A 25847-nucleotide genomic window follows, 5' to 3' on the forward strand; every position below is an offset into this window, starting at 1 on the left:
ATGCACGATCTATTAAACCCGGCAGTGTCTTACCAGGCCGAAAGCGAGCAGCAGGCCCTGGCTCGCTACAGCGGCTTCGGTGAAACGTTGTTTGCCGAGCTGTATCGGCACTTCCCCTCACTGACAGGCCAGGTGCGGTTTTTCCGCAACGGTGAACTGCCGGATGTCTGGGCCGTTTGCGGCACCGGGCCTTCGGCGTTCGCGGTGCAGCTGGACCCTGATATCGACGTCATCTGCCTGTGGAATGCACGCCTTCAGGAAGAAATCACCGCCTGGAACCCCGAGCCCGTGGCCCACGCCATGGCCCGCATCCGCACCGACTACTACCGGCTGGACGGGGCCGAAGTGCTGCAACAGTGGCTCGACCTGGCCCGGGATGATGAGGTGGTGATCGATCCGGAGCACATCAACCACGAAGCCCAGAGCAACCTGTGGCGGTTTTCGCCCACCGACGAGCAGACCCCGGGCATCACCGTGGCCGGCATCGGTGGCTTTATCAATGCCATCCTCGAAGCCCGCCGCGCCAGCCTGGGCCGAAGCGCGATGCTGTTCTACTGCTGGCACGACGCCCAGGTGCGCCAGTTGCGCTTCAGCCTGGTCTCGCAAAGCCACGGCCGCCTGCCCTTCGGGCGCAAGACCCGGCGCACCGAGCAGGTCGAAGACATCGCCCAGCGCCTGTATGCCGACTGGCACGAACTGCCGAGGCAGATCCACACGCCCGAGGCGACGCGCCATATCCTCCCGGTGTTTGTCGCGGCGATAGCCTGACCCTACCCTTTTCAACCGCTAGGCGATTGAACATGAACACAGCCTTGAATTCGATTTTCACCACCCTGGCCGAGGCCGCCGAACAATCACGCGCCCAGGGCGATAAATGGATCGTCATCGACTGTGCCTACCAGCACCTCGACGCCCTGCGCCTGCATGACTACCCGCAGGTACTGGAGCAGATCCTGGCCTTGGTCGAAACCTATCCGGAACTGGATTACGGCGGCCCCGGACCGTTCGGGATGCTGATCGAAGCCCAGGCCATTGCGGCCTATGAAGGGGCGCTGCTGGCGTCCCTGGCGCGCCAACCCAGCTGCCAGGTCCTCGGTTGGCTGAGCCGCACAATGCAGCTCGAAGACGCCGAGCGTAAAGCCCTGGGGCTGATTTCACGGGCGCGTTTTGCGCAACTGCTGGAGGACGTCCAGGTCCATCCATCAGTGCCTGAGGGCTGCGTTGATTTTGCCCAGTTCTGCCAGGAAGACGATCAACCAGAAACCTGAGTGCACTCCCCTTTGAGGCTGACCCCATGAGCGCTACCCACTCCCACGCCCAGACCCTGGCCGCCATCGCCCATTGGGTTGCGCAACACGCGCCAGACCTGCCGCCGATGTTCCGGCCCGGCGCATCAGAGGCAGAGATGGCCGAGGCTGAACGCCAGCTTGGACTGTCTCTGCCGCCCATGCTGCGCGCGCTTTATGCCATCGCCGACGGCCAGACCGAAGGCGCCGCCACGCTGCTGGATGCTTTTGCCTGGATGCCCTTGAGCGAGGTGGTGGATCGCGCGGCCTTCCTCAACGAGTTCTTCCCGGGCGGGGTCAACGAAGAAGACCCCGACCACGAGCCGATGCAGGTGGATGCCGGAATTCGCCCGACCTGGTGGTGGCCGCAATGGCTGCCGATCATGGCCAATGGCGGCGGCGATTATCTGTGCGTCGACCTTGACCCGGCACCCGGCGGGCAGCCCGGCCAAGTGCTCGCCTACTTCCATGACGAGACCTATCGCAGCCTGGTAGCGCCCGGGGTCGAGGGGCTGATCGAGCATGTCGCCAGGGGGTTGGCCAACGGCACTCTCGACCTCACGGACGGCATGCTCTGCGAGGTCTAGCAGGCGACCTCAGAACACCCCGCGCGCCTTCGCCAGCCCCAGGCGCTGCTGCTCGGCGTCGATCAGGGCATCGATCTTGCGCTTGCCGGTCCACAGCGCCAGGCTGCTCAGGGCCGGTGGCAGGGGCTGCTGGATCAGCGCCAGCAGGTCCAGCCCCGGGGTCTTGATCAGGCGCAACTGGGTCAACCGGGAGGCGGCCAGCCCCGTAAGCCCGGTCAGGCCCGTGAGGTTGTCCAGGTGCAGTTGCTCAAGCAGCGGCGCCCGCTCCAACGCCAGCTGCGAGAGCTGCGCCTGATCGGCCACGTAGAGCTTTTTCAGTGCCGCAAAGCGCCCCAGGTCCAGCTCGGCCAGCCCCCGCACCCGCAGCACTTCCAGGCTGTCGAGTTGCTGGTGGTGCAACTCCGGCATGGCCTCGCGGCTGCCAAAACTCACCGACAATTGCCGCAGGCCGCGCATCGGGCTGACCATCTCCAGCGAGGTCTTGGCCGGCAACCGGTGCAAGGCCAGCCGGGTGATCCCCGAATGCTCGGCCAACACCCGCAGGTTGTGGCTTTGCGCGCTGATTGAAAGGTTCTTCAGCCCGGGCATGCGGGCAATCGGCGCCAGGTCCAGCGGCGGGCCTTTGTCCTGGGAGACATGCAGCTCCTGCAGTTGGCCCAGGTTGGGCAAGCCGAGGATATCGGGCGTATTGCCGATGCGGATTTGCAGCCCGAACTCCGTCAGCGCGGCCAGGCCCGCCAGCGCGCCAAGGTCGCCGCGGGTCTCTTCGCAGTCCAGGGTCAACGAGCAGACATGGGGCAGCAGGCGCAGGTTGGCGCAGTCGAACGCATCATTCGGGTAATGGGAGTAAAAACGGACGTTGATCCGCCGACCGTACTCTTTGCACAGCGCATCCAGTTGGGTCAGCAGCGCGGCGTCGTACTGATCGGAGCGGTAGAACTGCACGATGACCTGGTCCAACTGGTCGTCATCCAGTCGGGAGCGAACCAGGGGTTCCAGGTCGAGGTGGGTTACGTCATACAGTCGGTTGTTGGACATGTGCGGTCCTTCGTCAGTGGCGCGAAAAGAATACAGGCTTCGGCCACACAACTCGCCCCGCGTTCACGGCTCAGGGGACAGCTCGCGTTCCATGACGATGGTGCGCTCGCCGTCGTCCTCGATCTCGCGCACCACCTGGTAGCCAAGCCGCGCGTAGAAGGCCTGGGCGGTCAACGATGACGGCACTGCCAGCACCGTCACCCCGGCCTCGCGGGCCGCGCGCTCGACCACGAACATCAGGTGCCGCCCGATGCCGCGCTTGTGCATCCTAGGGTCGACGAAGACCGAGCGCACGGCGCGCCCGTCGAGGCTGGCGGTGCCGACCGGGACGCCGCCGATCAAGGCCACGAACATCTGGCGCTTCTTCATCAGTTCGGCCACCGCGGCCGGAGTGAAACTCTGCTGGACCCGGGCGATGACACTGGGCGGATAGTCCTGGGCGTTGCTGCCGAGCAACGCTGCAAGAATCACCTGGCTGACTCCAGGTGCATCGCTGTCACGGGCCAATCGAATCAGACACGGCATAACTTCTCCCGCTATGAAACCGCACACTTGACTGCTCAGCATAATCCAAGCGCAGGTAGTTTTCGTACAGTGCCCAAGGCTTATGGCATCTGGAACACCAGACACGGGCTGTCGTTCAGGCGCCCTTCAAAGGCCGGGGTGGATGGCTCCAGCACGCTGCCCTGCAACAGCGCCCGATCCTTGCGCGCCACGATTACCCAGGCCCCGCGTGGCAGGGCGTCCAGTTGTGCACGCTGGGCCTTGGCGATAAACAGCGGCTGCTCGTCGTGATCCAGGTTCATCATGTAGCGCACGGCCCAGGTGTCCTGGCCGAGGTTGAAAAACACCAGCGGCCCCGGATTGGCGGCGCGCAACCCTTCGACCTGATCGACAAAACCCCGGGTGTCGAACTGCAGGTCCTTGGCCGGCTCCACCACCTTGATCAACAACCACCATTGCGCCGCCAGCGCGATCAGGCTGAGCAGCACCAGGCGGCGTCCCAGGGCCTGGCGCGTGCTGCGCCAGCCCTGGATGGCCAGCAGTTGCAGAAGCACAAACGTCCCCACCAACAGCGGCAAGGACACCGGCGGCCAGTAACCGTGCTTGTGCCAACTGTGCCGACAGACAAACAGCACCAGGATGCACAACGCCGGCAACACCGCCACCAGCCAGGTGTAGGCGCCTCGCACCTTGAGCATCCAGCCCTGGGCGTTGAGCAGGCCGTAAGCGGCCACCGCCGCGAACATCGGCACCATGGGCAGGATGTAATAGGCACGCTTGAAGTGCGGCACCGATAGCCCCAGCAGAAGCATCAGGCCGCATGCCCCCAGGCGCATCACCAATTGCAGATCGCCCTGGGCATGCCGCAGGTGCCACTGCCGGCGCAGGGCAAACAGCGTCGCCAGGGCCAGGGGCACCACCGGGAAGTAGCGATACAGGCTGAGCTGGAAGTAGAAAAAGAACGGCTCGCCGCTTTCATCGAGGCGACCGCTGACCTGCATGTTGAACACCTGATCGGCAAACGCCTGGCCGCCGCTGAGGCGCGCCAGGTGCATCAACCCCCACCAGCAGCCCGCCAGCAGCACCAGCCCGAGCACGCCATAGGCCAGTACCCGCTTGAGCACCAGCAATCGCTCGGCGCGCGAACGCAGCGGGCCCAGCAGGCAATAGGTACAGGCCACGCCGCAGACTTCGATCAGCCCCAACGGGCCGCGAATGACGAACGCCAGCACCAGCAACGGCAACACGCCAAGGCGCCGCCAGCGCGAGCCGATCTGCTCGCCGCTGTGCAACAGGTAGAAGGCCCCCAGGCACAACAGGGAGACCATCTGGTCGAGGCAGACCGAACGTGACTTCTCCAGCAACTGGGTGGTCAGCGCCGTGAGCAACACCGCCAGCAATGCCCAGGCCCGGCCATGGGGCGCGAGCAGGCGATACAACAGCGCCAGCACCCCGGCCGAGGCGATGGCCGTGGGCAAGACATTGGCCAAGTGGTTGGGCGCACCGAACAGCTGGGCCCACAGCCAACTGAACAAGGTCGCGGTGCCCGGGTAATCCGGGTACGGCTGGCCGTAGGTGGTGGGGAACAGGCTGGGTCCGTGGCGGAACATTTCCTGAAGGAACAGCGCCCAGCGTCCATCGAACCCTTGGGGCTGCTGGTCCCAGATCCCCAGGGTGAACAGCACCAGGGCCAGTAGCAGGATGCAGAACGATTCGACGCGATACCTAGTGTTGTGATCCATCGCTGACCCGTCAGGTTGATTCGCCGCTCAATGGGCGTGGCCATGGTGCCGGGGCAGCCCCTGAACGCCTCCTGAACGGGCGTTGAAAAATCCGGGCGGCCGTCCGCAAACCCCGCATTTGTTGTGCTGAAGAGCTTGCCCGATGACGAACGGCACACTCCCAATGACGCGCCGCGAACACGCCATTACAAGCGCTGCGCGGCCGAGCGGGAGCAAGCTCCCTCGCCACAGTGGTTTCAATACAGATGAAGCAGCAGCGCGTAGGCGGCGGTGCCGATCACTGCGGTACTGATCAACCCGCACCCCGTGAGCAGCGCCAGGCCTGCCACCAGCAGCATAGACAGGCTGGCGGCGAGGGGGTCGCGGCTGATCTCGCTGTAGGCGATGTACAGCGCAAAATTGATAAACACCGCCACCGGCAGCACCCGCTCCAGGCAGCGTTGCAGGCTGCAGGGCAAGGGCACCCGGACCAGCGCCGGAACGACCCGCACCAGGCAACTGGCGGTGAACAGTGCGGCAATGGCCATCAGCGTCGAGGGGTTCATAGCGTGGCCCAGGTCAGGATCAGGGTGGCCAGCAGCACACTGGGGATCCAGAAATACACCGGCCCCAGCCACTGGATCAGCCCCCAGGCGCACAGCACGCACAACGTCAGCGCACCGAGCATCGGCAGCCAGCGCTCACGCACTTGCAGCAGGCGGCCACGCAGCTGGGAAATCGACAAATACATCAGCACCACGCTGGCCGGGTAGCCCAGGTTGACCTCGGCGCCGACCCACTGCGCCGGCAGCAGTTGGCCGAGCAGCGCACCCAGGACCCCGGCGGCGGCCCAGGTGAGAAAGATCGTGGCCCGAATCAACAGCACCGCCCCGGGCCCGTCCTGTTCCCGTTCGGTGGCGTAGGCTTCATCGCCGAGCATGTGCGCGGCCAGCACCTTGCGCCCCCAGGGCCGGGGCAAGCGGCCCGCGGTGGTAAAGGCAATCGGCAGGTAGCGGCTGTTGATCGAGGCGGTGACCAGCAGCATGGTGAAAAAGCCCGCCCCGGACTGCTCCAGGGGCAGCACCGCAAATTGCCCACTGCCGGAGAACCCCAGCACGCCGATCAAGGCCACCTCCAGCAGGGACCAATCCGCACGCCCCGCCAGCACCCCGAACAGCAGGCTGACCGGCACGATGGCCAGCGCCGTCGGTGCTACCCGGCGCCAGACACTCGAGCGGCCCGGTGTCCATTCCAACTCACTGCCTTGCATAACCACCTCCGATATCCCGCGGGCAGCATGCAAGGCTCAGGCAACAGGGTCTTGTACGATTGTGCGGGCTGGCGTCAGCCCCGATTCACCACAGGAAAACCACACAAACTCCACAGTGTGCCGCGCCCGCTATCGATAGCCTTTGCGCTCATCAGCCCTCAACGGTCCGCTTCCCCATGTCCCGAACCTCCACCCCCATTCGTACCGTGCGCGCCATTGACTGGTTTATCACCTACCTGGTCGGCGTCGCGGCGCTGTCCCTGGTTGTGGCCCTGTCGTTCGGCCTGCTGATGCTTGGTGGCAGCCCCACGCTGTGGAGCAGCCTGCCGTCGGTGATGTCTTTCAGCCTGGCGATCGGGTGTTTGAGCGTCATGGTGGTCGGCACCGTCGCGGCCCTGCCCTGCGCCCTGTTCTTCTGGCTGGCCCAGCGTTTTACCTGGCGCCATATCGCGATCTACCTGCTGTGCGGCGCCCTGAGTGCGCTGCCCACCATTCCCCTGGTGATGCAGTTGGATCCGGATTTCTATACCGATCCAGCCGAAGAGCAGGTATCCCCCAGCACCCTGGAGCGCTGCTGGCCCCTGGCGCCGTTGTTCGGCGCCTCGGGGGCCTTGCTGGGGGCGATATTCTGGTGGCGCAGCGGCCGGCACCTGCGCTGATCAAGGGTGCGTGCTTGCCATTGAGCTGCAGGAGCCGGTTTACCGGCGATGGCGCTGTCAGTTCTGCTGCGACAGGAACGGCAGCACCAGGGCGATGAACGCTTCAGGCGCCTCCTCGGTAATGAAGTGCCCGCAATCGGCGACGATGGCGCCCCGCAGATCCAGGGCATTGCCCTGCAAGGTCTCCAGCGGCGCATTGTCGGTGGCGTGCTGCGCGCCAATCGCCAGCACCGGCATGGCCAGTGGGGTCGCCGCCCGCAGCTGGTTCTGGCGGATGGTTTGCGGAATCGCCCGGTAATAACCAAAGCCGCCACTCAAGCCGCCCGGCGCCGAGTAGGCCTTGACGTAGGTGTCCACCGCCACCCGGTCCTGGCGGAACGACCACTTCTCGAACATGTAGGCCAGGTACTGCGCCTCGCGGCCGGTGATCAGCACCTCGGGCAAGTCCTGCAACTGGTTGAACATGAAGTGCCAGAGGAAAATATTCAGCTCCGGCGGGGCGAAGATCGACGGCGCCGGGGCCAGCCCCGGAATCACGGCTTCGGTGAGCACCAGTTTTTCCACCGCCTGCGGCTGGTCGCTGGCCAGGGCGTAGGCGATCCACATGCCCACGTCATGGCCCAGGACCGAATAACGCTCGTGCCCCAGAGCCTGCATCAAGGCATGCAGGCGCCCGGCACTGGTGCCGGTGTCGTAGCCGTCCCGGGGTTTATCCGACAGGCCCATGCCCGGCAGGTCCACCGCAATCGCCTGGTAGCCCTGCTCGGCCAACGCCTGCATCACGTGGCGCCAGGTGAACCAGGTCTGCGGCCAGCCCGGTATCAACAGCACCGGCCGACCCTGGCCTTGCGTCACGTAGTGCAGGCGCAGGCCGTCGATACGCTCATAACCGTGGTGCGGCTCATGTCCGGCAACGGCCGATTGTTCAGCGTTATTCATGCTCATCATCCTTATGCCGCGACCGGCGCAATGCCGAGTAGTTGATTGATCTGGGCCTGATCCACCGGAGCTCCGGCGAAGTCGTCGAACACCTTGTCGGTCACCTGGATGATGTGCTGGTTGATAAAGGCCACGCCCTCGCGAGCCCCCTGCTGCTGATCCTTGAGGCAGCATTCCCACTCCAGCGCCGCCCAGCCGTCGTAGTCATACAGGGCCAGCTTGGAAAAAATCCCCTTGAAGTCGACCTGGCCATCGCCCAGGGAGCGGAAGCGCCCGGCACGATCAGCCCAGCCCTGATAACCGCCGTACACACCCTGGCGTCCGGTGGGATTGAACTCGGCGTCCTTGACGTGAAACATGCCGATGAACTCGTGGTAGATGTCCAGGTAGTCCAAGTAATTGAGCTGCTGCAACACGAAGTGGCTGGGGTCGAACAGCATCTTGCAGCGAGGGTGATTGCCCACCCGCGCCAAGAACATCTCGAAGGTCACGCCGTCGTGCAGGTCTTCGCCAGGGTGGATCTCGTAGCACAGGTTGACCCCCTGCTCGTCACAGGCATCGAGGATCGGCAGCCAGCGCTTGGCCAGCTCGGCAAACGCCGAATCGATCAGGCCTTCGGGGCGCTGCGGAAACGGAAAGAAATACGGCCAGGCCAGGGAGCCGGAGAAGCTGCCCATTTCTGTCAGGCCCAGACGCCGCGAGGCCTTGGCCGACATCTGCAAACGCTCCAGTGCCCATTGGGTCTTGCCCGCCGAATTGCCCTTGAGCCGGGCCGGGGCAAAGCCGTCGCACAGGCTGTCATAGGCCGAGTGCACGGCCACCAACTGGCCGAACAGGTGGGTGGTCAGCTCACTGATCACCAGCCCGTGCTCGGCCACCACACCGCTGATTTCATCGCAGTAATCCTGGCTTTGCGCGGCCAGGCTGACGTCGAACAGACGCTCATCCCAGGCCGGCAACTGCAAGGCCTTGAAGCCCATGCCGGCGGCCCAGGCGGCAATCGACGGCAGGCTGTCGAACGGCGCCGTGGCGTCACTGAATTGAGCCAGGTGCAGGCTCGGTCCTTTAAGGGTTTTCATCGGGCACTCCCATTATTTGTCGGTCGACAAACAATAGAGGCAGCGCCAGGACCCCGTCAATACGCGGGCTTGATTTTTTTGTCGATCGATCAATAATGCACGCCGGCACACACCCTTCATTCAGGCGAGGCATCCACAGCATGGCCGGCAGACCCCGGGAGTTCGATCGAGACCAGGCCTTGCGCCAGGCCCGCGATGTGTTTTGGCAGCGCGGTTTTGAAGCCACGTCCATGGCCGACCTGGTGCAGGCCCTGGGCATCGCCTCGGCCCGCATCTACGCCGCCTTCGGCTCCAAGGAAGCGCTGTTTCGCGAAGCCATTGCCCTGTACGAGAACGGCGAAGGCGCCTTTGCCGACCAGGCCCTGAGCGAAGAGCCCACGGCGCGCGCGGCCATCGAGCGCATGCTGCGCGACGCCATCGAGCTTTACACCCGTCCCGACGGGCCCCTGGGTTGCATGGTGGTGTCATCGGCGACCAACTGCACCCTGGATAACGACAGCATCCGCGAGTGGCTGGCCGGGCATCGGCGCGACCGCACCCGCTCGATCATCCAGCGCCTGGAACAGGCCGTGGAGTCCGGCGAACTGCCGCGCCAGACCCCGGTGCAAGCCTTGGGCGACTGCTACGCCACCCTGCTGCACGGGTTGTCGGTGCAGGCTCGGGACGGCATCGAAAAACCACGGCTGCTGGCCACCCTGCCCATGGCCTTGGCAGTGTTCGATGCTGCGGCCGGCACCGGTCCGGCGTAAGCCTATCGGGTTGCGCAGGGCTCCTGGGGCGGGCGCCGGCCCTTGATCAGGCCCACGGCCAGCGCCGACAGAATCAACACCATGGCCAGCGCCTCCCGGGCATCGACCTGATGCCCCAGCAGCAGCACCGAGCCCAGCACGCCGAACACCGGGATCAGCAACGACAAGGGTGCCACCCGCGACACCGGGTACTCGCGCAGCAACAGGTTCCAGCCCCAGTAGCAGAAGTGCGTGGCGCCATACACCTGGAACGCCAGGGACCACAGGGTGCGTTGATCCAGCCCACTCGCCAGGTTCACAAAAGGCGCCGAACCCTGGCTCAGCCAGGTCAGCGCAAACAGCGGCAGCGGCGCAAACAGGCTCGACCAGACCACAAAGGCAAAGATCTCGCGCACCCCGGAGCGCTTGATGATCACGTTGCCCAGGCTCCAGCTCAGGGCGCTGATCAACAACAGCCCGTAGCCCAGTGACGTGCCCTGCCCCGGGCTGCCTTGCAGGATGCACAGCAACCCCAGCGCCGCCAGCACCAGCCCGAGCACCTGCCCTCGGCTCAAGCGTTCGCCAAACAGCAACACCCCCCAGCCCAGGGTAAAAAAGGCGCTGAACTGGATCAGCAGCGCGGCGGTGCCCGGCGCCACGCCCAGCTTGATCCCGAGGTTGATCAAGGCCCACATCGCCACCCCGAAGATCACGCCATACGCCGCCAGCCAACCGATGGCGACCTGGGGCCTGCGGATAAAAAACACCCAGGGCAGGGCCGCCAGGGTAAAGCGCAGGCCCGTGAGCAGCAGCGGGTCGAGGTTGGCCAGGCCAAGCTTGGTGATCGGAAAATTAAAGCCCCAGAGCGCTGTCACCAGCACGGCCAGGATCAAGTGTCGCTTCTGCATCAGCTCGCGTTCCAGCACAAAGGCCCGCGCAGAGACGCGCCGGCGAAGACGCCACTATGACTAGCCCGGGCCATGGCCCGCTTGCAATGCCAGGCCATTGATCATTAAATTCGGGCCATGCGCCAGATAGATATCGATCCTTACGAAAACACCCCACGCGACGCCGTGGTCACCGCCAGCGACTACTACGCCGGCCAGCACTTCCCCCGCCACAGTCACCAACGCGGGCAATTCGCCCTGGCCGCCAGTGGCGTGATCACCCTGTTCACCGATGCCGGCAACTGGGTGGTGCCGCCACAACGGGCAGTCTGGGTGCCCGCCGGCGTGCCCCATGAAATGCAGATGAGCGGCCCGGTGACCATGCTCAACACCTACATCCGCCCCCCCGCCGCCACCGCGCTCAAGCTGCCCGCGCGGTGCCAGGTGTTCGGTGTGTCCGAGTTGCTGCGCCAGTTGCTGCTGCGGGCCATGAACATTCCCGCGCTCTACGCCGAAGACAGCCACGACGGGCACTTGATGACCTTGCTGCTGCATGAAATAGCCGCCATGGCGCCGCTGTCGCTGAACGCGCCGCTGCCCGATGAACCGCGCCTGGCAAAAGCCTGCCAGCGCTTGCTGGCCCAGCCGTCCCTGGAAATCGGCATCGACTGCATGGCGCGCGAGGTGAACATGAGCCGGCGCACGTTCACCCGCCTGTTTCGCCAGGAGACCGGCATCAGTTTTGTCGAATGGCGTCAGCAGGCCTGCCTGTTGGCGGCCGTGGCGCGCCTGGGCGAGGGCGAGGCCATCACCCGGGTCGCGACCGACCTGGGCTATAGCAGCCCGAGCGCCTTCAGCAGTGTGTTTCGTCGAGTGCTGGGGGATGCGCCCAGTCGCTACTTTCCCAAACAGGCTATGTGAGTCCAGGCCCGGGGGCCTGAACATCCTGGACCGGCAGATTGCCTGCCGGACCAGAGGCGAGTGGCTGCGCCCAGCGCAGCGTTCTACAGGAATACCGCCGAGAGCATGCCCAGGGCCCCGAGGCAGAACCCGATCAAGGCGCCACGCCCCGGTTGCTCATGGAAGATCGCCCAGATCACCAGCGGCTCCAGAAGCAGCAACGAGGTGACGGAGACCACGGTAATCAGCCAGATATCACCGACCGCGACATACCCCAGCCAGTACGCGCCAATCAGGCAGATACCGGCAAAGCACATGATCAACACCGGCAATGCCAGGTCGGCCCAGGTGGTGTTGCCGGTATGCGCCAGGCGCGCGGCGGCCACTTCACTGTAGATGGCGCAGAACTCGCCCAGCACCATCAACCCTACAGCAGAAACTCCGAGTAACTCTTTGGACATGAGACAAACCCCTTTGCATTGAGAGCCAGATTTTTCAGCTCCCAGGCAGCTATGGCTCCGTTGACGGAGCCTCCATGGCAATGCGCGGGGGTTTGCGGCGGCTCAGTAATCGTGAGGAACCTGAACATGTCCATCTCCTTCTCGGGTGTTGCAAAGGGGGTTGATACAGCGCAAGGAGGCCCGAGTGCGCTAGCATCACTGCCCTGCGCCTCCAGCCTCGCTGGCAGAGACTATCGCGATTTGCCCGGAAACCTGAAATGCCTGTTGCCCGCTCCCTCGATGCCTTGGAACACCAGATTCTCGACCTGCGCGATGTCGGCAACTCGATCATGGGCATCCAGGCCTGGGAGTCCGGGTCGGTGGAAGACGCCGCCCGCCGCTTCGGACTGCTCGACAACCCCGGCATCTATCGCGCAATCAGTGCCGAAGAGGCCGAGCAGGTGCTGGTCTGGCTGTTGCGGCGCGACATGGTCCACCGCCTGAAACTCATGCCCAGGGCCCAGGCCCAGCACTTCGCCGCCGAACTGATGACCCACCTCGCCGCCCCAGGCGCCACCTTCTATACCAACGGCCCGCTGATCAAGACCCCGGACAACCCCGGCGGCGAGGTCAACTGGACTGCTGTCAGCGACTGCACCTTCGACAGCGGCGTACTGGCCCTGGCCCCCGGGCGCATCGCTTGCGCCTGGTTTCAGGAGGAGGACTGAGGCCATGCCGCGCTTTGAAGTCTGGCATCACGCACAGCTGATCGGCTGGTCCGAACTGGAGTCCGGCGACCCGCCCATGGGCGTGGCGTTCGGCCTGTTTATCCCGGCGCCGGCCTATGCCCAGGTACAAGCGCTGATCCGCGCCCGGGCCGAAAGCGATCAGAGCGACCTGCACCTGAGCGTGCTGCACCAGGGCCAAGCGCTGGTCTGCGCGGGTGTCTACATCCAGGACTTTTCCGCCGACTGCGGGGAAGACGCCATGGAAGTCACGGTCCTGGGAATCAGCGAGCCGCCCTACGCCGAGCTGTTCGCCCAGCACGCGGCGGCGTATTGGCGGCCGCAAGGCTGAAGCCCGCGAGCATCGCGCCCGCCGTTCACGAATTGTTAAGAATTGGCCCCGTATACTTCGTCGATTGCCTCGCGGCACTTCGATCAATCCTCTACTGGTGGCCCCAAGCTCATGTCGCGACCCGCCCCGCTGCTCTTCCTGCTTGCCGGCCTGCTGTTCTTTTTCGCCCTGGGCAATCATCAGTTGCAAGGCTCCACCGAAGCCCGGGTCGCCGGGATCGCCATGCAAATGCACCTGGATAACGACTGGGTCACCCCGCGCCTGTTCGGCCAGCCCTTCCTGGAAAAACCGCCGCTGAGCCTGTGGCTCGACGCCGGCGCCATCCGCGCCTTCGGCGGCACCCCCTGGGCCGTGCGCCTGGCCTCGGCCTTTGCCGGTCTGTTCAGCGTGCTGCTGCTGTACGCCATGCTGCGCCGTTTTGGCCGGCCGACAACGGTGGCCTGGGTCGCGGCGGCGATGCTGGCGACCATGGCCAGTTACTGGAGCAACGTGCGCGGCGTGGGCGAAGACGCCTTGCTCAGCCTGGGCGTGACCTTGGCGCTGCTGGCGTTCTTCCAGGCTCAGCGCCGCGCGGCCGATCAGCAACCGGCGCTGCTGGCCTGGCTGCTGTTCGCCGTCGGGATCGCCATTGCCACCCTGAGCAAGGGGGTGCTGGGCCTGGCGATGCCCGGGGTGGTGATCTTTGCCTACCTGGTCGCCGACAGCCTGCTGGCAAAACGCTTGGCCCCGAGCCACTGGCTGCGCCCGGCGCTGTTTACCCTGCTGGGCCTGATCCCGCTGCTGATCTGGCTCTACCTGCTGTATCAGCGCGGCGGCCTGCAAGCCTTGGGCGAGGTGCTGTGGACCAACAGCGTCGGGCGCTTCGACGGCTCCTTCGAGGAAGCCGGGCATTACGAGCCGTTCTACTACTACCTGGCCAAGCTGCCCCAGGCCTTTCTGCCGTGGAACATCCTGGTCTACCTGGGCCTGTGGCACTTTCGCAAAAGCCTGATGGAGAACCGCTACCGGCTGTTCTTCAGCCTGTGGCTGGTGGCCCAGTTCACCCTGCTGTGCCTGGCGTCGAGCAAGCGCACGGTGTACCTGATGTCGCTGACGCCAGCCGCCGCGGTCCTGGCCGCCGAATACGCCGCCGTGCTGTATCAGCGCCTGGGCCGGCAGGCCGGCACGGGCAGCTGGCTGGGCAAACTGGGCCAGCACCGTCGTGGCCTGGCAGTGGGCATCATGACGCTGGTGGTGTGCAGCTATCTGGCCACCGCCCAGTGGGCCGCGCCCCGGGCCGACCGCACGCTGTCGTTTCTGCCGCTGATGAATCAGGTGCAGGCGCTGCAGGCTGACCAGCACCAGGTCGGGATCTATCAAGCTAATGAGCGGGTCGGCGGTGCCAGCGTGTTCTACACCCAAAGCCAGTTGCCGGACCTGCAGACCGAGGCCCAGTTGCACGCTTTCCTCGCGGCCTCGCCGCAACATGTGGCGCTGATGGCCGCCGAGCAGGAACCCCAGGCTCCGCTGCGGGTGGTCAAAAGCATGAAAGTCGGGCGCCAGGCTTACTATTTCGTCAGCCACTGAGGTCAACGGCAAAAAAAACGGCACCCCGATCAGGTGCCGTTTTTTTATCTCGCGCAGGGCCCGGTTGAAAGCCCGCCCGGTTCAGCGGCGGTCCAGCCCCAACGAACGCCAGTCGCTGGCCTCAATAAAGCCAAGCATCTTCGGCGCGGCCTCCAGGCTCGCACTGGAGACAAACAGCGAGGCGCCATAACCAAAGCTGGAAACCGGCAGCTTCAGGTCTTTCTCCAACTGCGCCATGCATTCGCTGTGGGTCACCAGAATCAGATTGCGCCCCGGCACCTTGTGCGCCAGGGCATCACGCAACATGGTGTTCTTGCAGTTGAACAGCCAGTCCTCGCCGCTGCCGGCGTCGCTGAACATATAGCCCGCCGTCTGCACCGCACGGGTCAGCGGGCTGTGGTAGATGTCGGCACGGTCCAGGCCCAGGTGTTCGAACTGCGCCCCGACCCCGACTGCCACATCGCGGGAACGATCGGTAATGCCGTCGGCCGCTCCCAGGCACGCGGCCCTGGAGTGATCGCAGCGCTCCACATGGCGCACCAGGACGATCATCTGGCCACTGGCCCAGCCCGCATTCAGCGCCTTGAGTCCCGCCCCATTGCCATGGGCCAGGTCCGGCACCGCCATCGGCTTGAGCAGCCACAGGGTCAGCGGCAGCACCAGCAGCGCAGCCAGCAACACCACGGCGGCGTTTTTGAAACGCGCCACGCGGCCGAAATCCGGCACTCGTCGGGTCAGGGCAAAACCGAGTCTTGATTCCACGTGCAAGCTGCCTCTCTGACAATGACCGGGACTACCAGCAGCCAGCACAGACGCTACCTGGCCCGGATGACAATTGAACGCTCAACGGCGCCGTCAACCGGCGGGCAAGCGCCGAGTGACGCCAAGACTCTAAGCAGCCCGGCGTAGGCCGGCGGTGAAATGGATGTGAAAAAAGTCTCAACCCGCAGCCGAGCCCCCCGGACAACCCCGACCATCCGCCTATTGCGCTAATCCCGACAAAAACGTTTTAGCAATCGCATTTGCCGCCGATATCCCCCTACGAACACACCTTGCTGGCCACCAAAAACAACAATCTTCCGGCTACCTAACGATAAAGAAGCGCAACGTTCCTGGAGGAATTGAATGAATAGCTGGTTTGCCAACATCAGTGTCAACCTTAAGCTCGGCCTGGGGTTTGGCCTGGTCCTGGCCCTGACCACCATCCTCGCCCTGACCGGCTGGACCAGTCTGGGCAGCCTGATCGACCGCAGTAACTGGATGAGCGACATCACCCAGCTCAATGCCGGCCTGACCAAGCTGCGGGTATCACGCCTGCAATACATGCTGACCAATGGCGACGAAACCGCCGCGCAGAGCGTGCAGGCCACCCTCGATGCCTTCGTCGCCCAGCAGCAGAAACTGCTCAACAGCTTCAAGAGCCCGGACAACCTCAAGCTGCTCAAGGAGCAGAGCGCGACCATCAGCGCCTATCAGGCTTCGCTGAACAAAATGCGCAGCGCCTACCGCACCGGCAACACCGCGCGCGAGGCCATGAGCAACAATGCCGAAACCGCCAACGGCCTGATCAACGCGATCAACACCCGGGTGCAGCAAATGCCGTTGAGCGACGAGCGCTTCGAGCAGTTCCAGGCCATCACCAAGGCCAAGGAAGCCTTTATGCTGGCGCGCTATGAAGTGCGCGGCTACACCGCCAACAGCAACCCGGAAACCGAACAGAAAGCCGTGGCCCAGCTCAACAACGCCATCGGCGAACTGGCCCAGCTCAACACCCACTTCAGCAGCACCCAGCAGGACGCCCTGCGCCAACTGGAAGCCGCGCTGAGTGCCTATCGCACCTCGCTGCAAGCGTTCAAGGCGGCGTTCAGCGATGCGGTTCAAGCACGCAAGGAAATGACCGATCAAGGCACCGACATCGTTGCCCGCAGCGACGAGCTGTACCAGATCCAGCTCGACCGTCGTGATGTCGAAAGCGCCCAGGCCCGCAGCCTGCAGTTGATCAGCACCCTGCTCGCCCTGCTGGTTGGGGTCCTGGCCGCGGTGATCATTACCCGCCAGATCACCCGCCCGTTGCGCGAAACCCTGGCTGTGGTGGAACGCATCGCCTCCGGCGACCTGACCCAGGATGTGCGCGTCACTCGCCGCGACGAACTCGGCGTGCTGCAACAAGGCATTGCCCGCATGGGCGTGACCCTGCGCGAGCTGATCAGCGGCATCCGTGACGGCGTGACCCAGATCGCCAGCGCCGCCGAAGAACTGTCGGCCGTGACCGAAGAAACCAGCGCCGGGGTCAACAGCCAGAAAATCGAGACCGACCAGGTCGCGACCGCCATGCATGAAATGACCGCCACCGTGCAGGAAGTCGCACGCAACGCCGAACAGGCGTCCCTGGCCGCAGCCGCCGCCGACGGTGAAGCCCGCCAGGGCGACAAAGTGGTGGCCGAAGCCATCACCCAGATCGAACGCCTGGCCAGCGAAGTGGTGCGCTCCACCGACGCCATGAGCGTGCTGCAACAGGAAAGCGACAAGATCGGCAGCGTCATGGACGTGATCAAGGCCGTGGCCGAACAGACCAATCTGCTGGCCCTCAACGCCGCCATCGAAGCCGCCCGCGCCGGAGAAGCCGGCCGTGGTTTTGCCGTGGTCGCCGACGAAGTGCGGGCCCTGGCGCAACGCACGCAAAAATCCACCGAGGAAATCGAAGCCCTGGTGGCCGGCCTGCAGAACGGCACCCAGCAAGTGGCCAACGTGATGAACAACAGCCGCAGCCTGACCGACAGCAGCGTCGAACTGACCCGCAAGGCCGGCGTGTCCCTGGAAAACATCACCCGCACGGTGTCCAACATCCAGTCGATGAACCAGCAGATCGCCGCCGCTGCCGAACAGCAGAGCGCCGTGGCCGAAGAGATCAGCCGCAGCATCATCAACGTGCGCGACGTCTCCGAACAGACCGCCGCCGCCAGCGACGAAACCGCCGCTTCCAGCGTCGAACTGGCTCGCCTGGGCAACCAGCTGCAAATGATGGTCAGCCACTTCCGCGTCTGACCCTTCCCCCCATCGCCCCTGCAGCCCCCGCTGCAAGGGCGAACACCCGTAGCCGCTGCATCCTCGCCCTCCACGGGCGGGAACTCAGCCAGGCCTCAACTCACCGGGCGCGGTACACCGTCGAGCAAGGCATCGACCACGGCCCTGACCATTTCCACGGAATGGATCATCGACCAGATCAAACCGCGCTCGATACCGCTGGCGCTGGTGATCTCATCGGCGGTTTCCTCGGCACACTTGAGCAACAGCGAGACATGCAGCAGCGCTTCTTCGGCGTTCACCCCCGGGCGTACGGCGAACAGCGGCCGTCCTTCACCGTCGCGGCAACCAAAGGTCGTGGCTCCCGTGACATTCAAGGTGTGATGCAACGGCGGCGTGGCATCGCTGCTTTGCAGAGCCTGGAGTAGGGTTTTATTGGGCACTTCCAGTGCGCTGATCAGCTCACGACTGGGTTGCGGGAAAGGTGGATCGGGAACGATCTTCTTCATGGCACACAGCTCCTTCTTGGATGAAGGCCGCCAGCATCACTTGCAGATGATGGGTGGCGGCTACGTGCAGGTCTGCAAGACCGGGAAGAAGAAGCAAGCCCGGCAGACCCGAAGGTCTCCCACACGTAGCCACCATAAATCGAACTGAAAACTCAGTGATTCAGCGTGGACACTTAGCGCTTCTTGCTTGTTCGGGCTTGCAGACCCGGTCGCTGAATAGGCAGCGACGGGCGAAGACTAGGCCCGGACATTCAGAAGGCGCAAGACAGTGAAACAGCTGAAATGTAACCGGCCGATTCTCTCGGAAAAGCCCTACAAATCAAAGAGAAAAACCGCATTAACCAGTCGAACTTATCGCTGCTCCAACACACAGTCCTTCCGAACCGACGTCCGAACGCGGCCCGAACCTTCGGCAGCGGCTACAGGGTTGGGGTCGGGGATGGGGATAGCCATTTACTTTGTCGTGGGTTTCAAATTACCTTGCAGCTCGCCACGTGAAGGACTCGCCGCCAGGACGCCTCGCCATGACCCTTGGCTACACCTCGGTCCCGCCGCTGCTCAAATACCTGCGCCATGCCGAACAATTGGGCCTCCCGATCGCTCCGGCATTGGCCGCTGCCGGCCTGGAGGCCGGGCAGTTGAGCGATAACAGCCTGCGCCTGCCGGTGGAGGTTCACGAACGCCTGCTCGACTACTTCTGCGCCCACTCCGGCGACCCCTTGTTCGGCCTGCATTCGGCGCGATTCGTCCTGCCCAACTCGTGGAGTGTACTGGGCTACATCACCATGAACTGCGCGACCCTGGGCGAGGCGATGAACCGCATCATGCCCTTTGAAAAACTGGTGGGCGACATGGGGGTCAGCCGCGCCGAGGTGGTCGATGGCCAGGTGCGGCTGATCTGGAGTTGCCGCCATCAGCGCGCCGAAACCCGACGGCACATGGTGGAGGATGTGCTGGCCTCCTGGCTGCTGTATGCGCGCTGGATCGCCGACACCCCGCTCTCGCCCAGCGCCGTGTGGTTCGAGCACCCGCTGCCGGACAACGCCCGGCGTGAACAGTACGAAAATTTCTTTGGCTGCCCGGTGCTGTTCGAGCAACGCTGCTCGGCCCTGCTGGCGCCCATGGAATACCTGCAATTGCCACTGCGCCAGGCCGACCCGCAGTTGCTGCGCACCCTGGAAGAGCATGCCCTGGGCCTGATGGCGTCGCTGGAAGATGCAGCCTTGCCGCTGCAAGTCAAAAACGCCCTGCGCCAGTTGCTCAAGCAGGGCTTGCCGCGCAAGGAGCAGGTGGCCGAACAACTGGCGATGTCGGTGCGCACCCTGCAGCGCCAACTGCAACAGGCCGGCACTTCCTACCAGCAGATCCTCGATGACCTGCGTCAGGAACTGGCCGAGCACTACCTGCTGCACAGCGATCTGCCGATCCAGGACATCGCCCACTACCTGGGTTTCTCCGATCAGCGCTCATTCCACCGCACCTTCAAAAGTCGCAGCGGCATGCCCCCCGGCGAGTACCGCCACAGCCATCGCGCCCCCCATTCAGGCCGGCACTAACTGCCTTTGCGCGGCAAGAAACGCCCGGCGCGCTGACCGTTGGCCTGGCCGGCGGCATAGCTGCGCAGACCATTGACCCAGACCTCGTCGATGCCCTCGGCCGCGCGCTGCGGGTCCTTGAAGTCGGCGACGTCGCGCACCCGGGCCGGGTCGAACAGCACCAGGTCGGCCCAGTGGCCTTCGCGGATCTCGCCGCGCTGCTCCAGGCCGAAACGCGCCGCCGACAACCCGGTCATTTTGTGCACGGCGGTGTGCAGCGGGAACAAGCCCAAGTCGCGACTGAAATGCCCGAGCACCCGGGGGAAGGCGCCCCACAAGCGTGGATGGGGAAACGGGTCTTCCGGCAAGCCGTCGGAGCCGATCATCGACAGTGGATGGGCCAGGATACGCTGCACATCGGCCTCGTCCATGCCGTAGTACACCGCCCCCGCCGGTTGCAGGCGACGCGCGGCGTCGAGCAGCGGGCAAGCCCATTCGGCGGCGATGTCCAGCAGGTCGCGGCCACCCATTTCCGGGTGCGGGGTCGACCAGGTGATGGTGATGCGATGGGCATCGGTGACTTGCTTGAGGTCCAGGGTCGAGGAGCTGGCGGCATAGGGATAGCAATCGCAGGCCACCGATTGGGTCAGTGCTGCCCGCTCCAGGGACGCCAACAGCTGCGGGCTGCGCCCCCAGTTTCCGGCGCCGGCGCACTTGAGGTGGGAAATGATCACCGGGGCCCGGGCGTGACGGCCGATCTGAAAGGCTTCGTCCATGGCCTCCAGCACCGGCGCGAATTCGCTGCGCAAATGGGTGGTGTACAGAGCGCCAGAGGCGCTGAGTTCTTCGGCCAGTTGCTGCACTTCATCGGTCTCGGCGCAAAACGCACTGGCGTAGGCCAGGCCGGTGGACAGGCCCAGGGCACCGCTCGCCAGGCTGTCCCGCAGTTGCTCGCGCATGGCGGCAATTTCCGAGGGGCTGGCGGTGCGTTGCAGGTCATCCAGATGGTTGCTGCGCAGCGCCGTGTGCCCCACCAGCGCCGCCACATTCACCGCCGGAACCGCCGCGTCCACCGCCGCCCGGTAATCGCTGAAACGCGGGTAGACAAAGGCCCCGCGCGCGCCCAGCAGGTTCATCGGGTCCGGCGGATCGCTGCGCAGGCTGACCGGCGCGGCACTGATGCCACAGTTGCCGACAATCACCGTGGTCACGCCCTGGCTGAGTTTGGGCAGCATCTGCGGCTGGCGGATAACCACCGTGTCGTCATGGGTGTGCACGTCGATAAAGCCCGGCGCCAGCACGCGTCCGCCGGCGTCGATCTGTTGGTTGGCTTGCGCGCCCTGCAGGTCGCCAATGCGCTGGATGCGGCCCTCGCTCAGGGCCACGTCGGCCAGGTAGCCGGGACGGTTGCTGCCGTCGATGATCAGGGCGTTGCGGATCAATGTGTCGTAGTGCATGTCAGTCTCCCAGCGGCAGGTGGTCATCGCCGCCGCGGTAGTCGTCCAGGGCCAGTTTGATCCGGCGCAGGCGCTCCTGGTTTTCCTCGGGCAGCACCAGCGCCACTTCGGTGGCGAGCACGTCGATGGCCAGCAGCATGCCGTAGCGCGCGGCGGTCGGCTTGTAGATGAATGAGGTTTCGGCGCTTTGCAGCGGCAACAGCACGTCGGCCAACTGCGCCAGCGGCGAAGCGCTGCGGGTGATGGCGATGACCTTGGCCCCGTAGTTGCGCGCCAGGGCCACGGCGTCGAGCATCTCCGGGGTGCGGCCGGTCAGGGAGCAGGCGACCACCAGGTGCTCTTCGTCGAGTACCGCAGCGGTGACCCGCATCATGACCGCGTCATGGCAGGCCACGATGGGATAGCCAAAGCGCACCAGGCGCACCTGCAATTCGTCGCTGCACTGGGCCGACCAGCCACCCAGGCCGAAGACGTGGATCATCCGCGCCTTGCCCAGCAGGCGCACGGCATCGGTGAAACGTGCCTCGTCGAAACCGGCCAGATGCTGATGCAAGGTGGTTTCGATATCGCCGAGGATCTGCCGGTAAAACCCCGACGACTCCGGCGCGCCGGTGGGGTCGAGAAAGCGGCTGCCGACGCCGCTGGCCTGGGCCAGTTGCAGACGCAGGTCACGCAGGTCGCGGCAGCCCACGCTGCGGGCAAAGCGCGAGAGGGTCGCAGTGCTGACCTCGGCGCGCTGCGCCAGTTCGTCGAGGCTGGCGGACGCGGCGAACCCGACGTCGTCCAGCATCAACCGGGCGATGCGTCCTTCGCCGGCGCTGAAGGAGTCCTGGCGGGCGCGAATCTGATAAAGGATGTCCATCTACAGCAACTCCGAAAGACCGAGGGTCAAGCCGAAGGCGATCACCGAAATCAGCGTCTCCAGCACCGTCCAGGTCTTGAAGGTCTGGACCACGGTCATATTGAAGTATTCCTTGATCAGCCAGAAGCCGCCGTCGTTGACGTGGGAAAAGATCACCGAGCCGGCGCCGGTGGCGATCACCAGCAGTTCCGGGTGCGGATAGCCGAGGCCAATCGCCACCGGTGCCACCACCCCCGAGGCGGTGGTCAGGGCCACGGTGGCGGAACCGGTGGCAATCCGCATCAGCGCCGCGAACAGCCAGCCCATCCACAACGGCGACAGCTGGAATTCGTGGGCCAGGCCGACGATCTGCTCGGTGACGCCGGCGTCGATCAGAATCCGGTTCAGGCCGCCGCCAGCGCCCACCAGCAGGGTGATGCTGGCCGTGGGCGCAAGGCATTCGTTGGTGAACTTGAGAATCGAGGCGCGGCTCATGCCTTGGGCGATGCCCAGGGTCCAGAAGCTCACCAGGGTTGCCAGCAACAGGGCAATCACCGAGTTGCCGATAAATTGCAGGAACTGGTTGAAGCCGGTGCCCGGGGTGGACAACTGGTTGGCCCAGCCACCGATCAGCATCAGCACCACCGGCAGCAGAATCGTGCACAGGGTCAGCGTGGTGCTGGGCAGGCGCTCACGGGGTTCGCGCTCGGTGAATTGGCGCTCCAGCGGGTTGTCCGCCGGCAGGTGGATGCTCGGCACGATGAACTTGGCGTACAGCGGCCCGGCGATGATCGCGGTCGGCACCCCGATCAGAATCGCGTAGAGCAAGGTCTGCCCCACCGATGCCTGATACGCCAGCACCGCCAGCATCGCCCCCGGGTGCGGCGGAACCAGGGCATGGACCACCGAAAGCCCGGCGACCATGGGCAGGCCCACCATCAGGATCGAGACCCCGACCCGGCGTGCGACGGTAAAGGCAATCGGCACCAGCAACACGAACCCAACCTCGAAGAACAACGGCAGGCCCACCAGGAAGGCGATGCAGACCATGGCCCAGTGCGCGTTGCGTTCGCCGAAACGGTCGATCAGGGTCCGCGCCACCTGATCGGCACCGCCGGACTCGGCCATCATTTTGCCGAGCATGGTGCCCAGGGCCACCACCAGCGCGATATGCCCCAGGGTCTTGCCGACCCCGGCCTCGTAGGCGGTGATCACCCCCGACGGCGGCATCCCGGCGAGCAGCGCCAGGCCCACCGAGACCAGGGTGATGACGATAAATGGATTGATTCGATAGCGCGCGATCAGAACGATCAGCGCAATGATGGCCATGGCGGCATAGCCCAGCAGCCAGTATCCCGATGCAGGTGTCATGCGTTACTCCTCGAAAGACAGGGTCACGTCGAATGGTTGTGAAACTCTTAAAGCATTTCGAGGAGAAGCTTTCAAACCATATGAAACTAACTTTCGTGAAGAGATACGCTTTGTCGCGAAACGACATGCGCCAGCGTCGGTAATGAAAATCGGCAGGCGTATTTTCATCCCATTTCGGGATGCTGTGCCCGGCGCACAGCGGTGCACCGGGGCGGCAGGCAAGGGGCTCGGGGAGAAGGTTTCAGGCCCTAGCGGCGGGCGAAATCATGCTGCGTGCACTGTTCGTAATAGGTCTGCTTGACCGCAGCCGGCTTGAGCCGCGACTGGCTGTTGTAGGTTTGCTCGGTGATGCCCATGGCCGACATGCGCATCCACGGCTGGGGGAATTTGCGCACCTGCAACTGCTTGCGCGCGCCATACAGCGACACCCCGGACAGCTTCGACTGCTGGGCTCCGGCGGCGATGCCCGAACCCCAACTGCAGGCAAAACGCTCACGCTTGCTCAACTCCCGGGCCTGCACCTCAAAAGAGCCACCCGCCAGGACCAACAGCGCCAGGGGCAATACCAAAGTCCGCATTTAGCCAACACCTAAGCTTCTGAAAAGACAGCAAGTTTGGCAACGAAGCGCAGTGCCGGGGGCCAGCAAAATGCCGCCTTTCATAGCGGCCTTTTGCAATCGTTGCTGGGGCCAGTGGCTGTGTTCGGGGGGCGGGCCCGCGTAAATTCGGCAAACCTGCAGCCGCTGCCGCCAGGCTGCGCTGGCCCTTGGGGACGACATTATTTCCCGGGGCTAATCGGGTGTCCGGCAGCGACAGCGCAGTCTCGCGGGCTCGGCGACGGCTACAACTCGGCTATGTCAGTCGTGTTGCACGCGGGCGCGCTTGAGGAGTTTTTTGCAGCGTTCCGACAGGTGCAGGACCCGCAGGTGTTTGCCGGCCTTGGCGTAGCGTTCGCGCAGGGTCATCAGGGCGGCAATGGCCGAGTAGTCGACAAAGCTCAGGTGGCGGCAGTCGATTGTCACGTGCGGCGGGTCGTTGGCCGGGTCAAACTGGTTGAGAAACGGCGCAGTCGAGGCGAAAAACAGGGTGCCGTGCAACTGGTAATGCTTGCTGCCGTCGGCCTCCAGGTGGCTGTCGGCATACAGCTCGCGGGCCTGTTGCCAGGCGAAGTTGAGCGCCGCAATCACGATCCCGCACAGCACGGCAGTGGCCAGGTCGGTAAACACGGTAATGGTGGTGACCGCAATGATCACCAGCACATCGTTGAGCGGCACCTTGTTGATCACCCGCAGCGAGGCCCAGGCGAAAGTCTGCTGCGACACCACGAACATCACCCCCACCAGCGCCGCCAGCGGGATGCGCTCGATCAGCGGCGACAGAAACAGCACAAACAGCAGGATCATCACCCCCGCCACTACCCCCGACAGCCGGCCACGGCCACCGGAACTCAGGTTGATCACGGTCTGCCCGATCATCGCGCAGCCGCCCATGCCGCCGAACATCCCGGAGGCGATATTGGCCGCGCCCAGGGCCACGCACTCACGGTCCGGAAAGCCCCGACTCTCGGTGATTTCATCGGTCAGGTTCAGGGTCAGCAGGGTTTCCAGCAGGCCGACCAGGGCCATCAGGATCGCGTAGGGGGCGATGATGCCCAGGGTTTCCAGGGTCCACGGCACTTGGGGCAAGGCCAGGTTCGGCAGGCCGCCGGCAATGTGCGCCATGTCGCCCAGGGTCCGGGTCGGCAGGCCGAACAGGTACACCAGCACCCCCACCCCAAGAATCGCCACCAGGGCCGGCGGCACCGCCCGGGTCAGGCGCGGCAGCAGGTAGACGATGGCCATGGTCAGCAGCACCAGGGCGCTCATCACATACAGCGGATTGCCGCTGAGCCAGTGTTCGCCACTCTTGAAGTGCTCCAGCTGAGCCATGGCAATGATGATCGCCAGGCCGTTGACGAAGCCCAGCATCACCGGGTGCGGCACCATGCGCACCAGCTTGCCCAGGCGCAACAGGCCGAAGGCGATCATCACCAACCCGCCCAGCAACACCGTGGCCAGCAGGTATTGCACGCCGTGCTGCACCACCAGGGCGACAATCACCACCGCCATCGAGCCGGCGGCCCCCGAGACCATGCCCGGCCGGCCGCCGAACAGCGCGGTCAGGGTGCAGATGATAAAGGCGCCATACAGGCCCATCAGCGGGTTGAGGTGGGCCACCAGGGCAAAGGCGATGCATTCGGGGAGCAAGGCGAACGCGGTGGTGAGTCCGGCCAGGGCATCGGCCCGCAGACGTGTGACTTTCATGGGTTACCTACAATGCAGGCCGGCGGTGCCGGGCCTGGGCGTGGCGGGAAGAAGGCGGGGAATGTTACGGAATTGAGGGCGATTCGGCCAGTTGGCCGGCGCCGGGGAGCGGTATCACGCCCCCCC

At 64.7% G+C, this 25847-nt stretch carries 27 protein-coding genes and 1 pseudogene; 12 read left to right on the forward strand and 16 right to left on the reverse strand.

Going from position 1 to position 25847, the window contains the following annotated elements:
- From ACOZJV_RS16920 to ACOZJV_RS16930, 3 genes are read left to right on the forward strand one after another with little or no spacing between them, the layout of a single operon-like run.
- Nucleotides 1-768 (forward strand): hypothetical protein, encoded by a 768-nt coding sequence (locus tag ACOZJV_RS16920; RefSeq protein ID WP_153050197.1) that lies wholly within the window; start codon nucleotides 1-3, stop codon nucleotides 766-768.
- Nucleotides 769-800: 32 nt separating this feature from the next.
- Nucleotides 801-1268 carry a hypothetical protein gene (locus tag ACOZJV_RS16925; protein WP_421548076.1) on the forward strand — a complete coding sequence of 156 codons (468 nt, stop codon included), beginning with the start codon at nucleotides 801-803 and terminating at the stop codon, nucleotides 1266-1268.
- Between the two features lie 26 nt (nucleotides 1269-1294).
- Complete coding sequence (locus ACOZJV_RS16930; protein ID WP_421548077.1) at nucleotides 1295-1873, forward strand: SMI1/KNR4 family protein; 579 nt, start codon at nucleotides 1295-1297, stop codon at nucleotides 1871-1873.
- Nucleotides 1874-1882: 9 nt separating this feature from the next.
- Here the strand turns inward: ACOZJV_RS16930 and ACOZJV_RS16935 are convergent, their stop codons facing one another.
- The 5 genes from ACOZJV_RS16935 to ACOZJV_RS16955 all read right to left on the reverse strand — a co-directional run bounded on the left by ACOZJV_RS16935 (nucleotide 1883) and on the right by ACOZJV_RS16955 (nucleotide 6406).
- On the reverse strand, nucleotides 1883-2911 hold the full coding sequence (locus tag ACOZJV_RS16935; protein WP_421548078.1) for a hypothetical protein: 1029 nt from the start codon (nucleotides 2909-2911) through the stop codon (nucleotides 1883-1885).
- A gap of 63 nt (nucleotides 2912-2974) precedes the next feature.
- Nucleotides 2975-3436, reverse strand: coding sequence for a GNAT family N-acetyltransferase (locus ACOZJV_RS16940; RefSeq protein ID WP_078469725.1), 462 nt, complete (start codon nucleotides 3434-3436; stop codon nucleotides 2975-2977).
- Nucleotides 3437-3516: 80 nt separating this feature from the next.
- Nucleotides 3517-5157, reverse strand: coding sequence for a hypothetical protein (locus ACOZJV_RS16945; RefSeq protein ID WP_421548079.1), 1641 nt, complete (start codon nucleotides 5155-5157; stop codon nucleotides 3517-3519).
- A gap of 236 nt (nucleotides 5158-5393) precedes the next feature.
- The gene (locus tag ACOZJV_RS16950) at nucleotides 5394-5702 is read right to left on the reverse strand and encodes a hypothetical protein (protein ID WP_078469723.1); all 309 of its coding nucleotides are present in this window, start codon (nucleotides 5700-5702) and stop codon (nucleotides 5394-5396) included.
- Nucleotides 5699-6406, reverse strand: coding sequence for an AzlC family ABC transporter permease (locus ACOZJV_RS16955; protein ID WP_421548080.1), 708 nt, complete (start codon nucleotides 6404-6406; stop codon nucleotides 5699-5701). The genes ACOZJV_RS16950 and ACOZJV_RS16955 overlap by 4 nt, the downstream gene beginning before the upstream one ends.
- A gap of 176 nt (nucleotides 6407-6582) precedes the next feature.
- Between ACOZJV_RS16955 and ACOZJV_RS16960 the strand changes: the two genes are divergently transcribed.
- Nucleotides 6583-7065 carry a hypothetical protein gene (locus ACOZJV_RS16960; RefSeq protein ID WP_078469721.1) on the forward strand — a complete coding sequence of 161 codons (483 nt, stop codon included), beginning with the start codon at nucleotides 6583-6585 and terminating at the stop codon, nucleotides 7063-7065.
- Nucleotides 7066-7122: 57 nt separating this feature from the next.
- Here ACOZJV_RS16960 and ACOZJV_RS16965 read toward each other — a convergent pair whose 3' ends face one another.
- Together ACOZJV_RS16965 and ACOZJV_RS16970 are read right to left on the reverse strand one after the other, a co-directional pair.
- Nucleotides 7123-8004 (reverse strand): alpha/beta fold hydrolase, encoded by an 882-nt coding sequence (locus ACOZJV_RS16965; RefSeq protein ID WP_078469720.1) that lies wholly within the window; start codon nucleotides 8002-8004, stop codon nucleotides 7123-7125.
- An 11-nt stretch (nucleotides 8005-8015) separates the two neighbouring features.
- Nucleotides 8016-9083: a sugar phosphate isomerase/epimerase family protein gene (locus ACOZJV_RS16970; RefSeq protein WP_421548081.1), complete on the reverse strand. Its 1068-nt coding sequence runs from the start codon at nucleotides 9081-9083 to the stop codon at nucleotides 8016-8018.
- Between the two features lie 140 nt (nucleotides 9084-9223).
- Between ACOZJV_RS16970 and ACOZJV_RS16975 the strand changes: the two genes are divergently transcribed.
- Nucleotides 9224-9832: a TetR/AcrR family transcriptional regulator gene (locus ACOZJV_RS16975; protein WP_421548082.1), complete on the forward strand. Its 609-nt coding sequence runs from the start codon at nucleotides 9224-9226 to the stop codon at nucleotides 9830-9832.
- A gap of 2 nt (nucleotides 9833-9834) precedes the next feature.
- On the opposite strand, the gene ACOZJV_RS16980 is transcribed toward ACOZJV_RS16975, so the two are convergent.
- Nucleotides 9835-10719, reverse strand: a complete 885-nt coding sequence (locus tag ACOZJV_RS16980; RefSeq protein ID WP_201129361.1) for an EamA family transporter — start codon at nucleotides 10717-10719, stop codon at nucleotides 9835-9837.
- Nucleotides 10720-10836: 117 nt separating this feature from the next.
- Between ACOZJV_RS16980 and ACOZJV_RS16985 the strand changes: the two genes are divergently transcribed.
- Nucleotides 10837-11619 (forward strand): helix-turn-helix domain-containing protein, encoded by a 783-nt coding sequence (locus tag ACOZJV_RS16985; protein WP_421548083.1) that lies wholly within the window; start codon nucleotides 10837-10839, stop codon nucleotides 11617-11619.
- Nucleotides 11620-11702: 83 nt separating this feature from the next.
- Here the strand turns inward: ACOZJV_RS16985 and ACOZJV_RS16990 are convergent, their stop codons facing one another.
- Nucleotides 11703-12020, reverse strand: a complete 318-nt coding sequence (locus ACOZJV_RS16990; RefSeq protein WP_421548329.1) for a hypothetical protein — start codon at nucleotides 12018-12020, stop codon at nucleotides 11703-11705.
- A 296-nt stretch (nucleotides 12021-12316) separates the two neighbouring features.
- Here ACOZJV_RS16990 and ACOZJV_RS16995 point away from each other — a divergent pair, with 296 nt between their 5' ends.
- The 3 genes from ACOZJV_RS16995 (at nucleotide 12317) to ACOZJV_RS17005 (ending at nucleotide 14681) form a co-directional block, all read left to right on the forward strand.
- Nucleotides 12317-12766, forward strand: a complete 450-nt coding sequence (locus ACOZJV_RS16995; RefSeq protein ID WP_421548084.1) for a hypothetical protein — start codon at nucleotides 12317-12319, stop codon at nucleotides 12764-12766.
- 4 nt (nucleotides 12767-12770) lie between these two features.
- On the forward strand, nucleotides 12771-13115 hold the full coding sequence (locus ACOZJV_RS17000) for a hypothetical protein (protein ID WP_201129357.1): 345 nt from the start codon (nucleotides 12771-12773) through the stop codon (nucleotides 13113-13115).
- A 111-nt stretch (nucleotides 13116-13226) separates the two neighbouring features.
- A complete protein-coding gene (locus tag ACOZJV_RS17005; protein WP_421548085.1) occupies nucleotides 13227-14681 on the forward strand; it encodes an ArnT family glycosyltransferase in 1455 nt (484 codons plus the stop codon).
- A gap of 81 nt (nucleotides 14682-14762) precedes the next feature.
- Here the strand turns inward: ACOZJV_RS17005 and ACOZJV_RS17010 are convergent, their stop codons facing one another.
- On the reverse strand, nucleotides 14763-15443 hold the full coding sequence (locus tag ACOZJV_RS17010) for a histidine phosphatase family protein (RefSeq protein ID WP_201129355.1): 681 nt from the start codon (nucleotides 15441-15443) through the stop codon (nucleotides 14763-14765).
- A 498-nt stretch (nucleotides 15444-15941) separates the two neighbouring features.
- On the opposite strand from ACOZJV_RS17010, the pseudogene ACOZJV_RS17015 reads away from it, so the two are divergent.
- Together ACOZJV_RS17015 and ACOZJV_RS17020 are read left to right on the forward strand one after the other, a co-directional pair.
- Nucleotides 15942-16820: pseudogene (locus tag ACOZJV_RS17015) on the forward strand (methyl-accepting chemotaxis protein); the annotation flags it as partial.
- Nucleotides 16821-17021: 201 nt separating this feature from the next.
- Entirely contained in the window at nucleotides 17022-17726 is a 705-nt protein-coding gene (locus ACOZJV_RS17020; protein ID WP_371106558.1) for a methyl-accepting chemotaxis protein, read from the forward strand.
- Between the two features lie 95 nt (nucleotides 17727-17821).
- Here the strand turns inward: ACOZJV_RS17020 and ACOZJV_RS17025 are convergent, their stop codons facing one another.
- Nucleotides 17822-18214: a DUF3077 domain-containing protein gene (locus ACOZJV_RS17025; RefSeq protein WP_421548086.1), complete on the reverse strand. Its 393-nt coding sequence runs from the start codon at nucleotides 18212-18214 to the stop codon at nucleotides 17822-17824.
- A gap of 524 nt (nucleotides 18215-18738) precedes the next feature.
- Between ACOZJV_RS17025 and ACOZJV_RS17030 the strand changes: the two genes are divergently transcribed.
- Nucleotides 18739-19770, forward strand: a complete 1032-nt coding sequence (locus ACOZJV_RS17030) for an AraC family transcriptional regulator (protein WP_201129351.1) — start codon at nucleotides 18739-18741, stop codon at nucleotides 19768-19770.
- Here the strand turns inward: ACOZJV_RS17030 and ACOZJV_RS17035 are convergent.
- From ACOZJV_RS17035 to ACOZJV_RS17055, 5 genes are all read right to left on the reverse strand, one after another.
- Nucleotides 19767-21206 carry an N-acyl-D-amino-acid deacylase family protein gene (locus tag ACOZJV_RS17035; RefSeq protein WP_078469709.1) on the reverse strand — a complete coding sequence of 480 codons (1440 nt, stop codon included), beginning with the start codon at nucleotides 21204-21206 and terminating at the stop codon, nucleotides 19767-19769. The genes ACOZJV_RS17030 and ACOZJV_RS17035 overlap by 4 nt on opposite strands.
- Nucleotide 21207: 1 nt before the next feature.
- On the reverse strand, nucleotides 21208-22068 hold the full coding sequence (locus ACOZJV_RS17040) for a MurR/RpiR family transcriptional regulator (RefSeq protein ID WP_078469708.1): 861 nt from the start codon (nucleotides 22066-22068) through the stop codon (nucleotides 21208-21210).
- Entirely contained in the window at nucleotides 22069-23418 is a 1350-nt protein-coding gene (locus ACOZJV_RS17045) for a gluconate:H+ symporter (RefSeq protein WP_078469707.1), read from the reverse strand.
- A 248-nt stretch (nucleotides 23419-23666) separates the two neighbouring features.
- Entirely contained in the window at nucleotides 23667-23996 is a 330-nt protein-coding gene (locus ACOZJV_RS17050) for a hypothetical protein (RefSeq protein ID WP_078469706.1), read from the reverse strand.
- 279 nt (nucleotides 23997-24275) lie between these two features.
- A complete protein-coding gene (locus tag ACOZJV_RS17055) occupies nucleotides 24276-25721 on the reverse strand; it encodes a SulP family inorganic anion transporter (RefSeq protein ID WP_421548087.1) in 1446 nt (481 codons plus the stop codon).
- Between the last annotated feature and the right edge of the window lie 126 nt (nucleotides 25722-25847).

The sequence above is a fragment of the Pseudomonas sp. QD4 genome, assembly GCF_049199125.1.
Lineage (GTDB): Bacteria > Pseudomonadota > Gammaproteobacteria > Pseudomonadales > Pseudomonadaceae > Aquipseudomonas.